The sequence below is a fragment of the Avibacterium sp. 21-586 genome (genome assembly GCF_026226775.1).
Classification (GTDB): Bacteria; Pseudomonadota; Gammaproteobacteria; order Enterobacterales; family Pasteurellaceae; genus Avibacterium.
Genome location: NZ_JAKKOD010000002.1, coordinates 424,380 through 443,127, shown reverse-complemented (window position 1 = coordinate 443,127; position 18,748 = coordinate 424,380). Strand labels below are relative to the sequence as shown.

Genomic DNA, 18,748 nt, shown 5'->3' with positions numbered 1-18,748 from the left:
GATTTTCCTACACTGAAGTGCGGTACTTTTTTCTCCTTTTTTTGCCAAACGCGATAAAATCTTACCGCACTTACTCTTGTGTTTATCCAATAAAAAAAGCTACCCGAAGGTAGCTTTTGATTTTTAATGCATTAATTAATGCTGGCCATTGGCTTCGATCGGTTTGATGCTTTCATCAAACTCTGGCAAGGGTTTGTGTTCACTTGCGATGTAAGTATAAATGACTGGCAAGATGAACAAGGTAAATAGCGTGCCGATTGCCAGCCCTGCTACGATCACAATCCCGATACTAAAGCGAGAAACCGCGCCTGCGCCTGTGGCGTAGAGCAATGGGATTAAGCCTGCGATCATTGCTGCGGTGGTCATCAAAATTGGACGTAAACGCACCGTAGCGGCTGCCATAATCGCTTCGCGACGGTTTTTATGGTGATAAAGCTGCTCTTCTTTTGCCACTTCACACATTAAAATACCGTGCTTGGTGATTAGGCCCACAAGAGTAATTAATCCCACTTGCGAATAAATGTTCAAGGTTGCTCCTGCCACGCCAAGCAAGCTGAATAAATTCAAGGCGAATAATGCCCCACTCACCGCAAGCGGTACGGAAATCATAATCACCAGTGGATCGCGGATAGATTCAAATTGAATCGCTAACACTAAGAAAATGATAATCACCGCAAGGGCAAAGGTTACCGCTAAAGCATTCCCTTCTTGCACTAACTGACGGGCTTCGCCTTTGAAGTCGTAGTTATAGCCTTGTGGTAAATCCTGACTCGCAGTGTCTTGCAACCATTTCACCACATCACCAATACTGGTGGTTGGTGAAGGCACTGCACCGATAATCGCGGAATTTAACTGACTAAAGCGTGGTAATGAACTTGGCTGTGATTCAAGTGTTACAGTTAAGAAACTGCTTAACGGCACAGATTCACCATTGCTTGCTCTAACAAAGTAATTATCCATACTTTCTGGCGCAAGGCGATCTTTGCGTTTGACTTGCGAGATCACTTTGTACGCACGGCCATCAATGTCCACACGGGTGATGGTGGCGGCAGAAAGGTAGCTGCCTAAAGTCTGGCTAATTTGTTGCATTGATACGCCGTAAGTTCCCGCTTTCTCTTTATCAATGGTTACTTTCATCTGTGCGGTATCAAATTTCAACGCTAAAGAGGTGTACACAAACTGTCCAGAGTTTTTCATTTTATCGAGGAAAGCCCCAGCAACGTCTGCCAACTCTTTGTAATCTTTCGCGGTGCTAATCACAAAGCTCACTGGAGGGCCTTGTTCCCCTGTTTCAATTTCGGGGAAGGCGAAACCACTCACCGAAATTTCTGGAATCGCTTGCGCTTTTTTGTTTAGCTCTGCTAACACCTCGCTTTGTTTGCGGCTACGTTCTTTCCAGTCTTTTAAGGTAACCACGTTGAGCGATTGGTTAGACGCTGGCGCACCAGAAATAACCATTGAAAAGCCCACTTCTTCGGTGTTTTTCAAGATATCTTCATACCCTTTCATTGCCCCTTGTACATAATCCACGTTCACATTCGCAGGTGCAGTCCCTAAGGCAAGAAATGCACCTTTGTCTTCTGCTGGGGTTAATTCACTAGAAAGGGAATTAAACAGCATTGGTAAGGTAGCAAAAATCACCACGGCAAAGGTCAGCACAAATTTGCGGCTATTCATTACAATGCCAAGCAAATATACATAAGTGCGGGTCAATTTTCCTAAGGTATTTTCAATACGTTGCTCAAGTTTTGATGGCTCAGTATGCGGTTTGAGCAATTTACTACTCATCATTGGAGAAAGCGTTAATGCCACAATCCCTGAAATAAACACCGCTCCAGCAAGGGTGAGCGCAAACTCTTTAAACAATGAACCGGTAATCCCATTCATTAATGCCATTGGGGAATACACCGCAATCAAGGCGATAGTCATTGAAATAACCGGTGTTGCAATTTCTCTTGTACCGATAATCGCAGCACGGAAAGGGGATTCACCGAGCTTAATATGGCGATCCACGTTTTCTAGCACCACAATCGCATCGTCCACCACCAAGCCGATAGCCAAAATTAAGGCCAGCAAGGTCATCAAATTGATGGAAAAATCAAAGGCTTGCAACATCATTATTACCCCGATTAAGGAAATCGGAATAGTAATAACTGGGATCAAAATAGCACGCAATGAACCGATAAATAGCGTGATCACCACCAATACGATAATGGTTGCTTCTAAAATGGTTTTTACCACTTCGTCAATGGAGCTATTAATCGCAATCGTGCGATCGTAAAGAATGTCCGTTTCCATACTATCTGGCAAATTGCGTTTAATGCTTTCATATAACGGACGAATATTTCCTGCCACTGTTAATGGGTTTGCCGTTGATGCAGGATCAATAGCTAGCACCACGGAATCCGAACCATTCGCCACTGCGCGGCTGTCATCACTTTCTTTGTTTAATTCGACGTCCGCAATATCACGCAAACGCACGAGATTATCGCCTTTTGAATACACGATCAAATTTTGCAACTGCTCTACGGTCTTGGTGGTGGTTTCCACTTTGTTTTTATATACCGTGAAATAGCCGTTATCATTCCCCGCCGCCGTTTGCACGTTGTTTGCTGATAACGCCGCCATTACTTCTGGCGCCGAAAGGTTTTGCGATGCCATTTTTTGCGGATCTAACCAAATACGCATTGCATATTGTGATGCCCCAAAAATTGACACTTTTGCCACCCCTTCCACGGTAAAGAACTGCGGTTTCACCACACGTTCAATATAGTCGGTGACTTGGCTTGCATCTAATTTGTTGGAACGGAAACTGATGTACATAACCCCCGATCCCCCTGTAGAAGAGGTGATCGCAGGGTCATCAATACCACTTGGCAAAGCTGAACGCACCGAATTCACCTTCGCTAACACATCAGCTAGTGCGGCATTTGGATCGGTGTTCAGCTTCATTTTCACCGTAATAGAAGACACATTTGGACGGCTCTCAGACGACATATAATCAATATTATCCGCCTGCGCCACCGCTTCTTCTAATTTTGACGTAATAAACGCTTGGATCAGATTAGCATCTGCCCCCGGGTAAGTGGTGGTAACATTAATTACCGTGGTAGTCATTTTAGGATATTCACGCACCGTCAATTTCGAAATAGCTTGCAAACCTAAAATCACAATCAGCAAGCTAATCGAAACCGCTAAAATGGGGCGACGAATAAATATATCTGTAAATTTCATTCGCTATTTCCTAATTAGAGATTGGTTTTCTTCACCGGTTCGCTTGTTCCCACACCGGCTTTATCAGTAACAAACACTAAGCTGCCGTTACCAATGCGTTGCTGACCACCTGTGATGATTAAATCCCCCACTTTCACATCATCACCTTTTAATTGGGCATAAATGCCTTGGCGATCTTTGGTGAAGACGGTGATTTGTTTCGCTCTATACACTTTATCAATATCGTCTTTATGCGGGAATTTATCGTTATCGAGTAACTTCTGTTTATCATCATCAGAAAGTGCGGTTAAAACGTAGGCGATTTCTCCGTACATATTGTAGCTCACCGCCACTTGTGGCACGACAACTTGGTTGCGTTCTGTAGGTAAGGCAATGCGTAAACGAGTGAACATTCCTGATAATAATTTTTCCCCCGCTGGCTGATCAAAGGTCGCTTGCACATCAATTAAGCCTGTTGAACCATTAATTGCCGGCTCAATGGCTGTAATTTTTGCACCAAAGGTTTCCCCTAAAAGGGCATCCGCTGTTGCAGTAACTTTTTGATCCAAATGTAATTGCTCTAAGGCATTTTGTGCTACTGAGAAATCCACTTTCATTTGGCTTCGATCTTCCACTCGTACAATCGCCGTACCTAAGGTAACGTATTGCCCCACGTTAACTTTCACAATCCCCGCTACCCCATCAAAAGGTGCAACAATTTGACGGCGTTCAATGGTCGCTTTTAATGCATCAATATTCGCAACCAAGGCATCATAACTGGCTTTAGCATTATCCAATTCCTGTTGCGACACGCTTCTCGTTTTATAAAGATTAAGATAACGCTGGTAGGTTTGTTTCACGGAAGAAAGCTGTGCTTGCGAAGCAGATAAATTAGCCTGTTCCACTGAGCTGTCTAACTGCACTAACACATCACCTTTTTTCACTGCTTGACCTGATTGCACCAACACTTTCGACACCATACCAGCGGTTTGCGTACTTAACATTGTCCCTTGATTTGGGCGAACCAATCCCGTGGTTTCAATCACCGGTGTCCATTCTTTTGCCTCAACACGCATTGCCGTTACAGGATTTGCAGGTTCAGGCATTGACGCTAAATATTTACCAATCGCCATTCCTTTGAAAATATTGGCAGCAATCATTCCAATAAAAATTAATGCCACCACGATTAGGCTCAACTTTACCCAAAAAACGTGCGAACGCTTTTGTGCTTTAGGTTGAGCTGATTGAGTATTAAGACTCATAAAAAAACTCCATAAAACAAAATCACTAAACTATTTTTGAATTGAACGCCAAGTTCTTGCGATGACTTCTTCTAACATATCGTCTTTCATTTCAGTTTTAAAAAAGGCTTGATCTAAGGCAAGATTAATCGCACTTTTTAAACTTAATGAAAACAAGACCTTATGCGGTAAATCACATAGCACCTCAGCTTTCTTCGCCTTTTCACAAAAGACATACCAAAGGCTCTCTGTTTCCAGCTCCGTACCGACTTCATAAAAATCAGGTAAGGACTGATATTGGCTCATATTCACCACAATCATTGGATTGTTTTGTAAATGATGCCAAATGTTCCACCACATTTGACGATATTGTTCAAAGTGCGGTTGGTTTTCATCGTATTTTTTTTCTAATTCCTTAGAAAAAAGGGTAAACACTCTGCGAGCAAATTCCTTCAGCAATTCCTCTTTACTTTTGAAGTAAATATAAATTGTTCCCGCAGAAATATTGGCTTCTTTGGCAATTTTGTGCATCGACAAATTGTGCAACCCACCTTCTGCCATAAGCCGTTCTGTGGCCAAAAAGATTTGCTCGGTCATCTCATTTTCAGATTGACGCATTGAAATAACCTTAAAAAATTGAGGAAAAGGAGTACAAACAGTAAAAAAATTGACTGAATGAACGTTCGTTCATTTTAATGATTTTTTATTTTAACGCAATAAATAAATTAAAAAATATGCAAAAACTTTTACCTTTTCCACCATGCTTTAAGCTACAAAAATCCCTCCCTAATGATTGAGTTTAACGCGCCTTTGCTGTACACTAACATCCCGTCTTATTACAACGATTATCAACTTTCATCTCAATACATTAGGTTCGATTATGGCTACCAATTATATTTTTGTAACGGGCGGTGTTGTTTCTTCCCTCGGAAAAGGTATTGCTGCAGCATCTTTAGCGGCAATTTTAGAAGCCCGTGGTTTGAATGTAACCATTATGAAGCTGGATCCTTATATTAATGTGGATCCTGGCACAATGAGTCCAACGCAACACGGCGAAGTGTTTGTTACCCAAGACGGTGCAGAAACCGATCTTGACTTAGGGCATTATGAGCGTTTTATTCGTACCAAAATGACCAAACGCAACAATTTCACAACGGGTAAAATTTATTCTGAAGTATTACGCAAAGAGCGCCGTGGTGATTATCTAGGCGCGACCATTCAAGTAATCCCACATATCACCAATGAAATTAAAGCTCGGGTGATTGATGGTGCTGCTGGCCACGATGTTGCGATTGTCGAAGTGGGCGGCACGGTGGGGGATATTGAATCCTTACCTTTCTTAGAAGCCTTGCGTCAGCTTGCGGTGCAAGTGGGGCGTGAACGCACGATCTTTATGCACTTAACCCTTGTGCCTTACATTCCAACGGCAGGGGAAGTAAAAACCAAGCCAACGCAGCACTCGGTGAAAGAATTGCTATCTATTGGTATTCAGCCTGATGTGTTAATTTGTCGCTCTGATCGTATGGTTCCACCGAATGAGCGCGCAAAAATCGCCTTGTTCTGTAATGTGCCAGAGCGTGCAGTCATTTCGTTAAAAGACGTGAATTCCATTTATCAAATTCCAGCCTTATTGAAATCGCAATACTTAGATGAGTTTATTTGTCAGCGTTTCCATTTAGATTGCCCTGAAGCGGATTTAAGCGAATGGGAACAAGTGCTTTATCAACAAGCCAACCCAACTGGCGAAGTCACCATTGGTATGGTGGGCAAATATACGGAATTGCCTGATGCCTATAAATCGGTGAACGAAGCATTAAAACACGGTGGCTTGAAAAACCGTTTGAACGTAAATATCAAATACATTGATTCCGAAGATGTAGAAACCAAAGGTACCGATGTGTTGAAAGGCTTAGACGGTATTTTAGTACCGGGTGGCTTTGGCTATCGTGGCGTAGAAGGCAAAATTCGCACCGCACAATATGCCCGTGAAAACAACATTCCTTACTTAGGCATTTGTTTAGGAATGCAAGTGGCGTTAATTGAATACGCACGCCATAAAGCGGGATTAACCGAAGCTAACTCCACAGAGTTTGATAAAGACTGCAAACAGCCTGTGGTTGGTTTGATTACCGAATGGCAAGATGCGGAAGGCAATATTGAAACTCGTAATGCTCAATCTGATCTTGGTGGTACAATGCGTTTAGGCGCGCAACAATGTCACCTCGCCGAAGGTAGCCGTGCGCGAGAACTCTATGGCGCGGAAACCATTGAAGAGCGTCATCGTCATCGTTACGAAGTAAACAATACCCTGCTGCCACAAATTGAAAAAGCGGGTTTAAAAGTAACTGGATTATCTGCGGATAAAAAACTGGTGGAAATTATTGAAGTGCCTGAACACCCTTGGTTTGTAGCTTGTCAGTTCCACCCTGAATTTACCTCAACCCCACGCGATGGGCATCCCTTATTTGAAGGCTTTGTCAAGGCCGCATTTGCGGAACATAAACAAAAAAATCATTAATTTTTGAAAAAACAACCGCACTTTTTGCGGTTGTCTTTTAAACCAAAGTTATTTCATCATAATCAGGAGCAAAAATGAAACGCACAACCTTATTTACTTTCTCGGTGTCAGCCTCGTTATTCACTTTATGCAATGTTAGCTATGCCTATGAGCAAGATAAAACCTACCAATTTACCCTTTTACATACCAATGACTTACACGGTCATTATTGGCAAAATAAAAATGGCGAATATGGTCTTGCCGCACAAAAAACATTAATCGATCGTATCCGAAAAGAGGTTAAGGAAAAAGGTGGTGACGTTATTTTACTCAATGCAGGGGATTTTAATACTGGAGTGCCTGAATCCGATTTACAAAATGCTAAACCAGATATTGAAGCCTTAAATATGATGGGTTATGAGGCGCTTACCTTAGGTAATCACGAATTTGATAATCCACTTCAATTATTAGATATGCAAGAAAAATGGGCAAACTTCCCATTCTTAGCTGCGAATGTTTACAACAAGAAAACCGGCGATTTATTGGTAAAGCCTTACACGATTTTACAAAAACAAGGCTTAAAAATAGCAGTTGTGGGTTTGACTACTGAAGATACAGAAAAATTAGGTAATCCAGAATTTATGTCTGCGGTAAAATTTGAACGCCCTGCCGATAGTGCGAAAAAAGTCCTTGCTGAGTTAGCTGACAAAGAGCAGCCCGATGTAAAAATTGCCTTAACTCATATGGGCTATTACCATGATGCAAAATTTGGTTCCAATGCACCGGGCGATGTATCAATGGTGCGAGAATTACCACAAGGTGCGTTTGATTTAGTAATCGGTGGACATACCCACGATACAGTTTGTATTAATGATGACGGTAGCTTTAATGATAAATTTAAAGCTGGCGATAGCTGTAAACCAGCATTAGAAAAAAATACTTGGATTATGCAAGCTGGTGAATGGGGGAAATATGTTGGCCGTGCTGATTTTAGTTTTAGAAATGGAAAACTCACGCTTGAACATTATGAACTGATTCCCGTAAATTTGAAAAAGAAAGTAAAAAAAGAAGATGGATCAAGTGAATATGTGCTTTATCAAAAAGAAATTCCGGCAGACGCGGCCTTACTCGCTCATCTCAAAACTTACCAAGAAAAAGGAGATAAACTTCTTGGTAAAATTGTCGGTAAAGTAGACGGTAAGTTAGAAGGGGATCGCAACGTAATCCGATTCCACCAAACAAATCTAGGCCAACTTATTGCCCGTTCACAGGCAGAACGTGCCAAAGCTGATGTAGGAATTATGAATTCAGGCGGTATCCGCGCTTCTATTGAAGCTGGCGATGTTACCTATAAAGATATTTTAACCGTTCAACCATTTGGTAATATCATCAGCTCTTTTGAAATGAATGGCAAACACTTACTTGACTACCTTAAAGTCGTTGCATTGAAATCTGTTGATTCTGGCGCTTATCCGCAATTTTATGGCATTACAATGGTTGTTGATCGCAAAGCACAAACGATTTCTGATGTAAAAATCGGTGGTAAAGCCATTGCTCCAAATAAAATCTACCGCGTATCATTACCAAGTTATTGTGCCGCTGGTGGCGATGGTTACCCAGTAGTTAGCAATCTTGCGAGCTATGTAAACACTGGCTTTGTGGATGCCGACAGCCTGAAAAACTATTTTGAAGAAAATTCCCCAATCAAAATTGAAGACTTCAAAGCAAACGAAGGTATTATTTATAAAGATTAGTTCTTTTAAACTCGATAAAATGTGCTTATCTCTGGCATAAGCACATTTTATTTTAATCAAAACATTAATCTAATAACGTAAAATAATGCTGCCAATCAAAATAGCGTCCTGGATCAATCTTTCTTTCTGGGGCGATATCACTATGTCCTACAATACGATCTTTGGTAATCTTTGGATAAGATTCCATAATGGCTTTAGTCAAGCTGGCTAATGTTTTGTATTGCTGCTCCGTAAAAGGGTAATTGTTGCTCCCCTCTAACTCAATACCAATCGCAAAATCATTACATTTCTCGCGATCCTGAAATTGCGAAACGCCCGCGTGCCAAGCTCGATCATTAAAGCTTACATATTGCGTGATTTCACCTTTGCGGTTAATCAAACAATGTGCAGAAACTTTCAGTGCTTTAATTTCTTCAAAATAAGGATCTTGGCTTATATCCAATTTGCCTTGAAAAAAATCATCAATATAGTGGCCGCCAAAATTTTCTGGTGGCAAACTAATATAATGAATCACCAATAAAGAAATATCCTGAGGATCTGGGCGTTGATCTTGATGCGGAGAAAAACATTGCCTTTCACCCAATAACCACCCAAGAGATGTAATTGTGTAACGTTGGCTCATACCCTACCTTATTTATTGCTGTTTTTGCGATCTAGCTCGAAAAAAAGCACGATGATTTTTGCCTTTATTATTTCTTTTCGTAAAAATCATTACCGCAATCTTATTGCCAAATTGTAGTTAAAAATTTTATCAAAAGCTATTAAGGAGCCAAAATGTCTTTTTCTTATCGTTCCTTTTATAAAAAAGGATTCACACTTATTGAACTAATGATTGTTATCGCCATTGTTGCGATTCTTGCTACCATTGCCATACCCTCTTATCAAAATTACACCAGAAAAGCGGCAATTTCCGAATTATTGCAAGGCGCTACCCCTTATCGTTCTGAAGTCGAATTATGTATTTATAATACAGGCAATGCACAAAACTGTAACGCAGGCACAAATGGTATTCAGTCCGCCATAAGTAATCGTGGCAAAATTTCATCTATTACCGTGCAGGCAGGTGCAATTAGCGTAACAGGTCAAGGCTCACTTGAAAACATTAGCTATACCTTAACACCTTCAGGGAATGCCACAAGTGGAATCAGTTGGTCAGCTAATTGCGGTGACTCTAGCGAACTTTTCCCTGCTGGATTTTGTAATTAAAAGGAAAAAAAAATGAATTCATACGCCTTTGAAAAAAGCCGTATTGTAGAAAGTGCGGATGGAAAAAAAATGACAATTCCACCGCATTTATGGGAGAAAAATCAGCAGCAAAAAGATCTTCTTTTACGTTATTTTGCACTGCCAATTAAAGAAGACGATCACTGTTTATGGCTAGCCATTGATGACTTTAAAAACCTCTCAGCTTGCGAAACGTTTGCTTTTATGACGGGCAAAGTTATTGAACCGATTTTGTTTGATAGTAATAAATTAAAACAGTTACTCAAGGATTTATCTCCTCAGAAGACTGAGCATTTTCCTGTACTGAATTTTTATATGCCAGAAAATGATACTCTCGTTTCAGAGCAGGAAAACGAAAATCAAGATGAGCCTGTTATTCAGCTACTTAATCAAATTTTTGAGCAAGCACTACAAAAAAATGCTTCTGACATTCATATTGAACCACTGGCTGAAATGCTACGACTTCGTTTTCGAATTGATGGTGTGCTACAATGCCAACCACCACTCAATCAAGGCCTTACACAACGAATTCTTTCTCGCTTAAAACTGCTTGCTCGACTGGATATTAGCGAAACCCGCTTACCACAAGATGGGCGATTTCAGTTCAAAACGCATTTTGCCGATATGTTGGATTTTCGTCTTTCTACACTACCTACATCTTATGGTGAAAAAGCAGTACTACGATTACAAAAAAACAAACCCATTTCATTGGACTTTATCCAACTTGGTATGACAGAAACACAGCGATTCACTTTACAACAAGCCTTACAACAACCACAAGGACTTATCTTAGTGACGGGACCAACAGGAAGCGGAAAAAGTATCACACTTTACTCCGCACTTAATTGGCTCAATGGCATTGATAAGCATATTCTTACGGCAGAAGATCCCATTGAAATCACGGTTCCCGGTATTATTCAAACACAAATCAACCCACAAATTGGGTTAGATTTTAATCGTTTATTACGAACTTTTTTGCGTCAAGACCCAGATATTATTATGCTCGGTGAAATCCGCGATGCGGAAAGTGCTTCCATTGCACTAAGAGCAGCTCAGACAGGACATCTAGTACTTTCAACACTTCACACCAATGATGCACAATCAGCCATTGCCCGCTTAAGGCAACTCGGCATCGCACAATATGAAATTGAAAACAGTTTATTATTAGTAGTTGCACAACGTTTAATTCGTAAAAAATGCACGCATCAAGATCCTTGCGATTGCCATCAAGGCTATGCTGGACGTTGTGGAATTTACCAATTTTTACAACCGCAGTTTGAAAATCAACAATTTTCTTATCACCTTGATTTTACCACTCTCAAAGAAAGTGGCTTACAAAAAGTACAGCAAAATATCACAGATTTAGCTGAACTTGATCGCGTGCTAGGGAAATCAATTTAATGCAGTCTATCTGATAGGACTGCCAAATATAAAGAATGTATAGAAACTCAAATAGATGGGAACTGAAATGTTTTATTATATGGAAATAAAATAGCCTCTCATGGGCTATTTTATTTTTGAATATAATTAAATCCTTATTTCACAAACTCGCTAAAGGTTAATTCATAATGATCGCCATCTTTGTCATAGGAAATATAACGCGGGAATTGTTCGCCTGCGTATTTTTTTACCACAAAAGATTTTGCACCGGTGCGGAATTGATAGGTGATTTCAGTGTGCGATTGATTATCTCGCGTTACTTTTCGTTCGCTCTTTTTCACCAATATATTTTTCATTGGATACAATTTTTTGCCGTTAGTAATTTGGAAATTTTGTGGCAATTTATCGTAATAGCTAAGCTGGAACGCTACCGTGAATAAATCAAAGGTTGGCATTCTAAGTGGCTCGCTTTTTAAACCATTTTTCACTTTACCATAAGCAATGTCATTGCCTTTGATGATCGTTTTGGCATAAGGTTTACCGTTACGCACATCTTGGTAATTGGTCATTTTAAAATCCGTTTTGCTTTGCGTCCCAACGGATTTGAATTCAATGTTATACAGTGGAATATTGATCTTAGCATCAACGCGATATTGCGATCCGTTGGCGCTAAAATGCACATAAGCAGGCATTAAGTAATTTGAGCTGTATTTGATATTGGTATCTAAATTTGCCCACGCATTAGGCAACGCAAACAAGCTAAGCAAAAGCACTTTGAATAGTTTCATTAAAATTCCTTCTAATACTAATTAAATGAAGTGTTTATTTAGATTGCATTGCGGAACAATAGTTCATTGCAAAAGAAAGTGCGGTGAAAATTAGGCGAATTTTTCGCCTAATTTATGATTAAAATGAAATCACACTGAACATTAAGGCGCAACAAAACCGATAGCTTTGTACACCGCATCTAATGTGGCTTTCGCGCGTGCTTGTGCTTTTTTCGCTCCCTCGGCGGCGATTTTATGCAATAACGCTTCATCATTACGGAAATGGTGATAGCGTTCTTGCAACTGGGTAAGCATTGCTGACACTTCATCGGCAACGGCGGTTTTTAAATGACCGTACATTTTGCCTTCAAATTCCACTTCTAATTCAGCAATGCTTTTGCCTGTAATACCTGCCAAAATATCTAACAAGTTAGACACGCCCGCTTTATTTTTTACGTCATAACGAATCACAGGCGGCTCATCAGAATCCGTTACCGCACGCTTAATTTTTTTCACCACGGCTTTAGGATCTTCTAACAGTCCAATCACGTTGTTGCGATTTTCGTCTGATTTAGACATTTTTTTCTCAGGCTCAAGTAACGACATCACACGCGCGCCTGCTTTCGGAATAAATACTTCTGGAATGGCAAAATGTTCGCCATAAAGCGCGTTGAAGCGCTGTGCAATATCACGGGTGATTTCTAAATGTTGTTTTTGATCTTCCCCCACTGGCACTTGATTGGTTTGGTAAAGCAAAATATCTGCCGCCATTAAAACAGGATAGGTAAATAACCCAACATTTACATTTTCAGCGTGGCGTGCGGATTTATCCTTAAATTGAGTCATACGCCCCATTTCACCAAAATACGTGTAGCAATTTAGCACCCACGCAAGCTGAGCGTGTTCTGGAACGTGTGATTGAATAAAAATCGTGCTTTTTTCAGGATCAATGCCACAGGCTAAATACAACGCTAACACATCAAGGGTAGCAGAATGTAATTTTTGCGGATCTTGACGCACTGTGATGGCGTGTTGATCCACGATACAAAACAGGCATTCATAATCATCTTGCATTTTCACCCATTGGCGTAGTGCGCCAAGGTAGTTACCAATAGTCAATTCACCAGAAGGCTGAACGCCACTAAATACGATAGGTTTGGTCATTGTTATATCCTTTTTAATTCATATTAAACAATTTGCAGAATTTGTGCGAAATCATCAAAAACCCAATCAGGGTGCGCTTCTGCAATAGGAATATTGTAATTGTAGCCGTAAGTTAATCCCACCACTGGACAGCCTGCGGAAGTGGCTGCAATGATGTCATTTCTTGAATCCCCCACAAATAAAATTTGTTTTGGGTATAAGCCGAATTTACCGCATAAGTAATACAATGGCGCAGGGTGCGGTTTGATTTGCGGTAAGGATTGTCCCCCCAAGGTTTCGCTAAATAAATGATCAATGCCAAAGGCTTTTAACACAGGGAGAACGTGTTGCGTTGGTTTATTAGTTACCACGGCTAAAATAAAGCCGCGCGCTTTTAATGCCGTGAGCGTTTCTTTCACATTAGGATATAAACGGCTGAGATTACACAGGTTTTCGCCATAATAAAAATTAAAGCGCGTTTTTACTTGCTCAATTTCCACCGCACTTAATGTTTTTCCTGTTTGTGCGGCTGCCCATTCCAATGCGCGTCCAATCAATACGCCCGCGCCATTGCCGATCCAAGTTAACACCAATTCTTCAGGCGCTGGTGGCAAATCCACTTCATTTAACGCAGAATTCACGGAAAGCGCTAAATCAGGCAGGCTGTTTACTAGCGTACCATCTAAATCGAAACCAATAAGTTTAAATTGTGATGTCATTATTTGCTTACCTTACTTAATTCTTGACGCATTTCGTCAATCACTTTTTTATAATCTGGTTGATCGAAAATTGCCGATCCAGCCACAAAAGTATCAGCCCCTGCTCGCGCAATTTCGGCAATATTATTCACTTTCACACCGCCATCGACTTCTAAACGAATATCCAAACCGCTTTCATCAATGCGTTGGCGTGCTTGCTTTAATTTTTCAAGGGTAGCAGGAATGAAAGACTGACCGCCAAATCCAGGGTTTACCGACATCAGCAAGATCATATCCACTTTATCCATCACATAATCCAAATAGCTTAATGGCGTAGCGGGATTAAACACTAAGCCTGCTTTGCAACCATTATCACGAATAAGTTGCAACGAGCGATCAATATGCTCTGTGGCTTCAGGGTGAAACGTGATGTAATTCGCCCCTGCTTTGGCAAAATCAGGGATTAAACGATCTACCGGTTTTACCATTAAATGCACATCAATGGGTGCGGTAATGCCGTAATCACGCAAAGCCTTGCACACCGCTGGGCCAAACGTTAAATTCGGCACATAGTGGTTATCCATTACATCAAAATGAATTAAATCTGCACCGCACTTTAGCACGTTTTCCACGTCTTCGCCCAAGCGTGCCAAATCCGCTGATAAAATGGATGGGGCAATTAAAAAAGGTTTCATTTTATCCCTCTAAATATGCTGAAAACAGGTGTCGATAGTGTACTACTTAATGAAGCAAAGTTTAAGGAAATTTGCCCTTTGTGATTGATTATTTTCATCTGAGGCTTGTATAATCGCGATTTTGAATAACTAAGGGATAACTGGAGAAAAGCGATGGAATTTTATCTACAAGGCTTTTTAATGTGCTTTGGACTTATCGCTACCATTGGCGCACAAAATACATTTCTACTCAAACAAGGCTTGCTCAAACAGCACGTTTTCGTGCTTTGTGTGCTATTTTTCCTATGCGATTGCTTGTTGTTTTCCCTTGGTGTGTTTGGCTTAGGGCATTTCATTAGCCAAGAAAAAATCGCCAGTGTAGTATTAGCGTTAGTGGGGGGATTATTTTTGCTGGTTTATGGCGGCCGTGCTTTTCTTTCAGCTTATCGGAATAACACTGCGTTATGCTTAGAACAAGGCATTACAGTATCACTTAAAAGAACGCTAATGATCGCATTAGCTCTAACTTTTCTCAATCCCCACGTCTATTTAGATACCATCGTCATCGTCGGTGGCATTGCTGGTACATTAAGCTCAGAACATAAAACCGCTTTTCTACTTGGCACGATTTCCGCTTCAGGGCTTTGGTTTTTCAGCATAGGATATGGCGCAAGGCTATTGATTCCTTTATTCCAAAAAACCTATACCTGGCGTTTATTAGATTTAACCACGGGAAGCATTATGTGGATGATCGCTTTTGGACTATTAAATTATGCAATATCTGCGTAAATATCATTCTAACAATGACTTAGCACTATTCACCTAATCATCTCGTCGTTGTAAAATCAAAAATCGACAATCATAAGGGTTATTTTCATCTGCCGGACGATATTGCTCAAATTCAATTTTCCATTGAGATTGGTTAATTTTTGGAAAGAAGGTATCTCCATCAATTTCCGCTTGAATTTCAGTAAGATACAGTTTATCCGCAAGTGGCAAATATTGTTCAAATAGCTGTCCTCCACCAATTAACATAATTTCAGGAAAATCTTTAACAATATCTACCGCACTTTGAAAATTGTTTGACCAAATTACATCTTCGTGTAAAAAAGGTGAGCGAGAAAGCACAATATTAGTACGTTTAGGCAATGGTCGCCCAATACTTTCAAAGGTTTTACGCCCCATAATAATTGGCTTACCTTGAGTGTGTTGACGAAACCAAGCAAGATCGGCTGGCAAATGCCACGGCATTTGATTATCTCTGCCGATGACATTATTTTTGGTCATTGCTACAATCAAACTAAGTGTCATTCTGCTCTCTATTTGTTTTGCTGTATATGATAATTGTTTATTATATCACAGGTTTCTGACGATAGAATAAAAAGCCCGGCAAAGCTAAGCCAAAAACTAATGCCCCTAAAATAAAACCCGTTTTAATAAAATAATCGATCATTTGAGCAAATAGGGTATCAGAGAAACCATAATGATGAATTTGTACAATGGCAATCATTGCTTTATAGGCATAAACACCTGGAATCATCGGGATTATCGCAGCAACAGTAAAGACTTTAGGATGGGCAAGATAGCGGTGAGATAAATGAACGCCAATAAAACCAATGAGACTTGCGCCTGCAAAGGTTGCAAATACTAACGGCACATCGAAATGGACTAATAAAGTTCGAACGGCGTGGCCTAATGCCCCTAATATAGCACAATATTTTAAAGCTTTAGGCGGTACATTAAATACCAATGCAAAGCCAACTGCAGGAATAGACGCAAAAATCATATCATCTAATAAATTAAGCAGTAACAACATTCTAGTTTCCCCAATATGGAATATTTAACACTGCCAGAGCAAACACAATCCCTAGACATGCACCAAAAGTGAGAATGGTTGCAATCGTCCAACGCCCCAATCCCATGTTAACATGCCCTTTCAAAATATCCGCCAGAGAGTTTATCAATGGAAATCCAGGTACAAGAAGTAACACACTTGATGCAAGGGCGATTTGTGGATCATTACCAAGATGATATTTCAATGCCATTCCTGAAATAATTGATGCAACAAACGCGGTAATTGAAAATACAATTATAGGGTTATAATGCCGGTGCGCAAGAGATTGACGAATGAACATCGCTATTGCTGAAGCAAGGAAAGTGATCAGGGATATCACTTTATCGCCTCCTGACAAATGCGCAAAACAAGCACAAGATAAGCCTATCATCAAAACCACAACATAGCGGTTATATTTAAAAGGCTTAATTTGCTCTAAGCGTTTACGTACTTGATGAATATCATAAATATGATGCTCTGCAGTAATTACTACACGCTGAACTTCAGTAACAATATGCATATTAATCCCTTGGTCGACATTCTTTCTTGCGGTAGTAATACAATGATTGCGATAGAGTGTAGTAACAATCACTGCATTAGGCGTTAAAGCACACTCTACACTGTCCATCCCTAATGCTCGGCCTAATCTATGAGACATCTGCACGACAACAGCACTCTCAGCACCATATTGAAGTAGCATTAATGCGACTTTTACACATAACCGCGTCACTTCACGTTGACGTTCCATATGCGCTTTATCTAACATGTTAGGTTCCTTGAATAAATCAAAATAGAATAAAAATAATGATATTATAGCCGTTCGTAAAATAATTAAATTTGTTTTAAATCATAGAAAGCGCGGTCAAAATTTAATGAAATTTATCCTATTTAATGTTAGGGTTTATTTATTAAAATGAGCAGGAAAATCCCTTATGGAACAGAAAAAAACTATCGTATTAAAGTTTGGTACAAGCACGTTAACACAAGGTACCACAAAGCTTCACCGTCCACATATGATGGAAATTGTACGACAAATTACCCAACTCCACAAATCTGGTTTTCGGGTTATTATTGTCACTTCTGGAGCAATGGCTGCAGGACGTGATTATCTCAACCACCCACAACTTCCCCCAACGATTGCCTCAAAACAATTATTGGCTGCTGTCGGACAAAGTCAGTTAATTCAAACTTGGGAACAGCTTTTTTCTATTTACGATATCCATATCGGACAGATTTTATTAAGTCGTGCGGATATTGAAGATCGCGAACGTTTTCTTAATGCACGGGATACCCTTAACGCGTTGTTAGATAACAGAATCATTCCTGTCATCAATGAAAATGATGCCGTAGCAACGGCAGAAATTAAAGTGGGTGATAACGATAATTTATCTGCATTAGTTGCAATTTTGGCACAAGCAGAACAACTCTATCTGTTAACGGATCAACAAGGCTTATTTGATAGTGATCCAAGAAAAAACCCCGACGCCATATTACTTTCTGTTGTCGAAAAGATTACAGAAGATATTCGACAAATTGCGGGAGGTAGTGGTACTGAGCTCGGTACCGGAGGAATGTCCACCAAAGTGATGGCGGCCGATGTCGCCACTCGCTCTGGAGTAGAAACCATTATTGCACCAGGCAATCAGAAAAACGTCATTATCGATCTAGCCTATGGTGCAAATATCGGCACAAAGTTTATGGTACAAACAGATCGCCTTGAAAGCCGTAAACAATGGCTTTTCGCCGCCCCATCAGCAGGCTCGCTCCTCATTGATGAAGGTGCTGCAAGTGCGGTGTTAATTCAACATAAATCCTTGCTCCCTGCTGGAATTGTCCAAATCGAAGGGTGTTTCTCTCGTGGCGAAGTAGTAAAAATCCAACAACGCAACGGTAAAGTAATCGCCCTTGGTATTCCTCGTTATAACAGCGATGCGTTAAATTTAATTAAAGGTAAAAAATCGCAAGAGATCGAGCAAATTCTGGGCTATGAATATGGTTCGGTTGCAGTTCATCGTGATGATATGATCATATTATAAACATTGTCTTGTCGTAAGGAATAATCAGAAAAATGATTATTCCTTTTTCTTTTCAGATAACGTCTATCTCTTCCTTTTGATTTCTCACATCCTATTGATTTTTAAGAGTATTATTCTCAACCTTCTAAAAATCAATATTTTATGCTATGATATGTTGGTCTTTAAGGATTTCATATCATAAAACTATGAGTTTTCCTACTATTTGTACTGCAATGTACACCATCATAAAATGCTAAATAAAATTTCAAGACAAATGCAATTTTATTTAAATTCATATCATCGTTTTT

17 protein-coding genes are annotated in these 18,748 nt (G+C 40.1%); 6 read left to right on the top strand and 11 right to left on the bottom strand.

What is annotated here, in order from left to right:
• Positions 1-135 precede the first annotated feature (135 nt).
• From acrB to L5B71_RS09815, 3 genes are read right to left on the bottom strand one after another with little or no spacing between them, the layout of a single operon-like run.
• The gene (gene acrB, locus L5B71_RS09825; protein WP_265758196.1) at positions 136-3,234 is read right to left on the bottom strand and encodes a multidrug efflux RND transporter permease subunit AcrB; all 3,099 of its coding nucleotides are present in this window, start codon (positions 3,232-3,234) and stop codon (positions 136-138) included.
• Between the two features lie 14 nt (positions 3,235-3,248).
• A complete protein-coding gene (gene acrA / locus L5B71_RS09820) occupies positions 3,249-4,475 on the bottom strand; it encodes a multidrug efflux RND transporter periplasmic adaptor subunit AcrA (protein ID WP_265758194.1) in 1,227 nt (408 codons plus the stop codon).
• A 30-nt stretch (positions 4,476-4,505) separates the two neighbouring features.
• Positions 4,506-5,072: a TetR/AcrR family transcriptional regulator gene (locus tag L5B71_RS09815; RefSeq protein WP_265758193.1), complete on the bottom strand. Its 567-nt coding sequence runs from the start codon at positions 5,070-5,072 to the stop codon at positions 4,506-4,508.
• A 262-nt stretch (positions 5,073-5,334) separates the two neighbouring features.
• On the opposite strand from L5B71_RS09815, the gene pyrG reads away from it, so the two are divergent.
• Both pyrG and ushA read left to right on the top strand, forming a co-directional pair.
• Positions 5,335-6,972 (top strand): glutamine hydrolyzing CTP synthase, encoded by a 1,638-nt coding sequence (gene pyrG / locus L5B71_RS09810; protein ID WP_265758192.1) that lies wholly within the window; start codon positions 5,335-5,337, stop codon positions 6,970-6,972.
• A gap of 74 nt (positions 6,973-7,046) precedes the next feature.
• Complete coding sequence (ushA, locus tag L5B71_RS09805; protein ID WP_265758191.1) at positions 7,047-8,705, top strand: bifunctional UDP-sugar hydrolase/5'-nucleotidase UshA; 1,659 nt, start codon at positions 7,047-7,049, stop codon at positions 8,703-8,705.
• A gap of 64 nt (positions 8,706-8,769) precedes the next feature.
• Here ushA and ampD read toward each other — a convergent pair whose 3' ends face one another.
• Positions 8,770-9,327 (bottom strand): 1,6-anhydro-N-acetylmuramyl-L-alanine amidase AmpD, encoded by a 558-nt coding sequence (gene ampD, locus L5B71_RS09800; RefSeq protein ID WP_265758190.1) that lies wholly within the window; start codon positions 9,325-9,327, stop codon positions 8,770-8,772.
• A 152-nt stretch (positions 9,328-9,479) separates the two neighbouring features.
• Here ampD and ppdD point away from each other — a divergent pair, with 152 nt between their 5' ends.
• Positions 9,480-9,911 (top strand): prepilin peptidase-dependent pilin, encoded by a 432-nt coding sequence (gene ppdD, locus L5B71_RS09795; protein WP_265758189.1) that lies wholly within the window; start codon positions 9,480-9,482, stop codon positions 9,909-9,911.
• Between the two features lie 12 nt (positions 9,912-9,923).
• Positions 9,924-11,330: a GspE/PulE family protein gene (locus L5B71_RS09790; protein WP_265758188.1), complete on the top strand. Its 1,407-nt coding sequence runs from the start codon at positions 9,924-9,926 to the stop codon at positions 11,328-11,330.
• A 134-nt stretch (positions 11,331-11,464) separates the two neighbouring features.
• Here L5B71_RS09790 and L5B71_RS09785 read toward each other — a convergent pair whose 3' ends face one another.
• From L5B71_RS09785 to rpe, 4 genes are all read right to left on the bottom strand, one after another.
• Positions 11,465-12,097 carry a hypothetical protein gene (locus tag L5B71_RS09785; RefSeq protein WP_265758187.1) on the bottom strand — a complete coding sequence of 211 codons (633 nt, stop codon included), beginning with the start codon at positions 12,095-12,097 and terminating at the stop codon, positions 11,465-11,467.
• 141 nt (positions 12,098-12,238) lie between these two features.
• Entirely contained in the window at positions 12,239-13,240 is a 1,002-nt protein-coding gene (trpS, locus tag L5B71_RS09780; protein ID WP_265758186.1) for a tryptophan--tRNA ligase, read from the bottom strand.
• A gap of 23 nt (positions 13,241-13,263) precedes the next feature.
• Positions 13,264-13,938, bottom strand: a complete 675-nt coding sequence (locus L5B71_RS09775) for a phosphoglycolate phosphatase (RefSeq protein ID WP_265758185.1) — start codon at positions 13,936-13,938, stop codon at positions 13,264-13,266.
• The gene (gene rpe / locus L5B71_RS09770) at positions 13,938-14,612 is read right to left on the bottom strand and encodes a ribulose-phosphate 3-epimerase (protein WP_265758184.1); all 675 of its coding nucleotides are present in this window, start codon (positions 14,610-14,612) and stop codon (positions 13,938-13,940) included. Before rpe ends, L5B71_RS09775 begins: the two co-directional genes overlap by 1 nt.
• A 153-nt stretch (positions 14,613-14,765) precedes the next feature.
• Here rpe and L5B71_RS09765 point away from each other — a divergent pair, with 153 nt between their 5' ends.
• Positions 14,766-15,380, top strand: coding sequence for a LysE/ArgO family amino acid transporter (locus L5B71_RS09765; protein ID WP_265758182.1), 615 nt, complete (start codon positions 14,766-14,768; stop codon positions 15,378-15,380).
• A gap of 33 nt (positions 15,381-15,413) precedes the next feature.
• On the opposite strand, the gene folA is transcribed toward L5B71_RS09765, so the two are convergent.
• From folA to L5B71_RS09750, 3 genes are read right to left on the bottom strand one after another with little or no spacing between them, the layout of a single operon-like run.
• The gene (folA, locus tag L5B71_RS09760; RefSeq protein WP_265758181.1) at positions 15,414-15,902 is read right to left on the bottom strand and encodes a type 3 dihydrofolate reductase; all 489 of its coding nucleotides are present in this window, start codon (positions 15,900-15,902) and stop codon (positions 15,414-15,416) included.
• Between the two features lie 40 nt (positions 15,903-15,942).
• Positions 15,943-16,407: a threonine/serine exporter family protein gene (locus L5B71_RS09755; protein ID WP_265758179.1), complete on the bottom strand. Its 465-nt coding sequence runs from the start codon at positions 16,405-16,407 to the stop codon at positions 15,943-15,945.
• A 1-nt stretch (position 16,408) separates the two neighbouring features.
• The gene (locus tag L5B71_RS09750) at positions 16,409-17,191 is read right to left on the bottom strand and encodes a threonine/serine ThrE exporter family protein (RefSeq protein WP_265758177.1); all 783 of its coding nucleotides are present in this window, start codon (positions 17,189-17,191) and stop codon (positions 16,409-16,411) included.
• Positions 17,192-17,357: 166 nt separating this feature from the next.
• Between L5B71_RS09750 and proB the strand changes: the two genes are divergently transcribed.
• On the top strand, positions 17,358-18,461 hold the full coding sequence (gene proB, locus L5B71_RS09745; protein ID WP_265758176.1) for a glutamate 5-kinase: 1,104 nt from the start codon (positions 17,358-17,360) through the stop codon (positions 18,459-18,461).
• Positions 18,462-18,748: the final 287 nt, after the last annotated feature.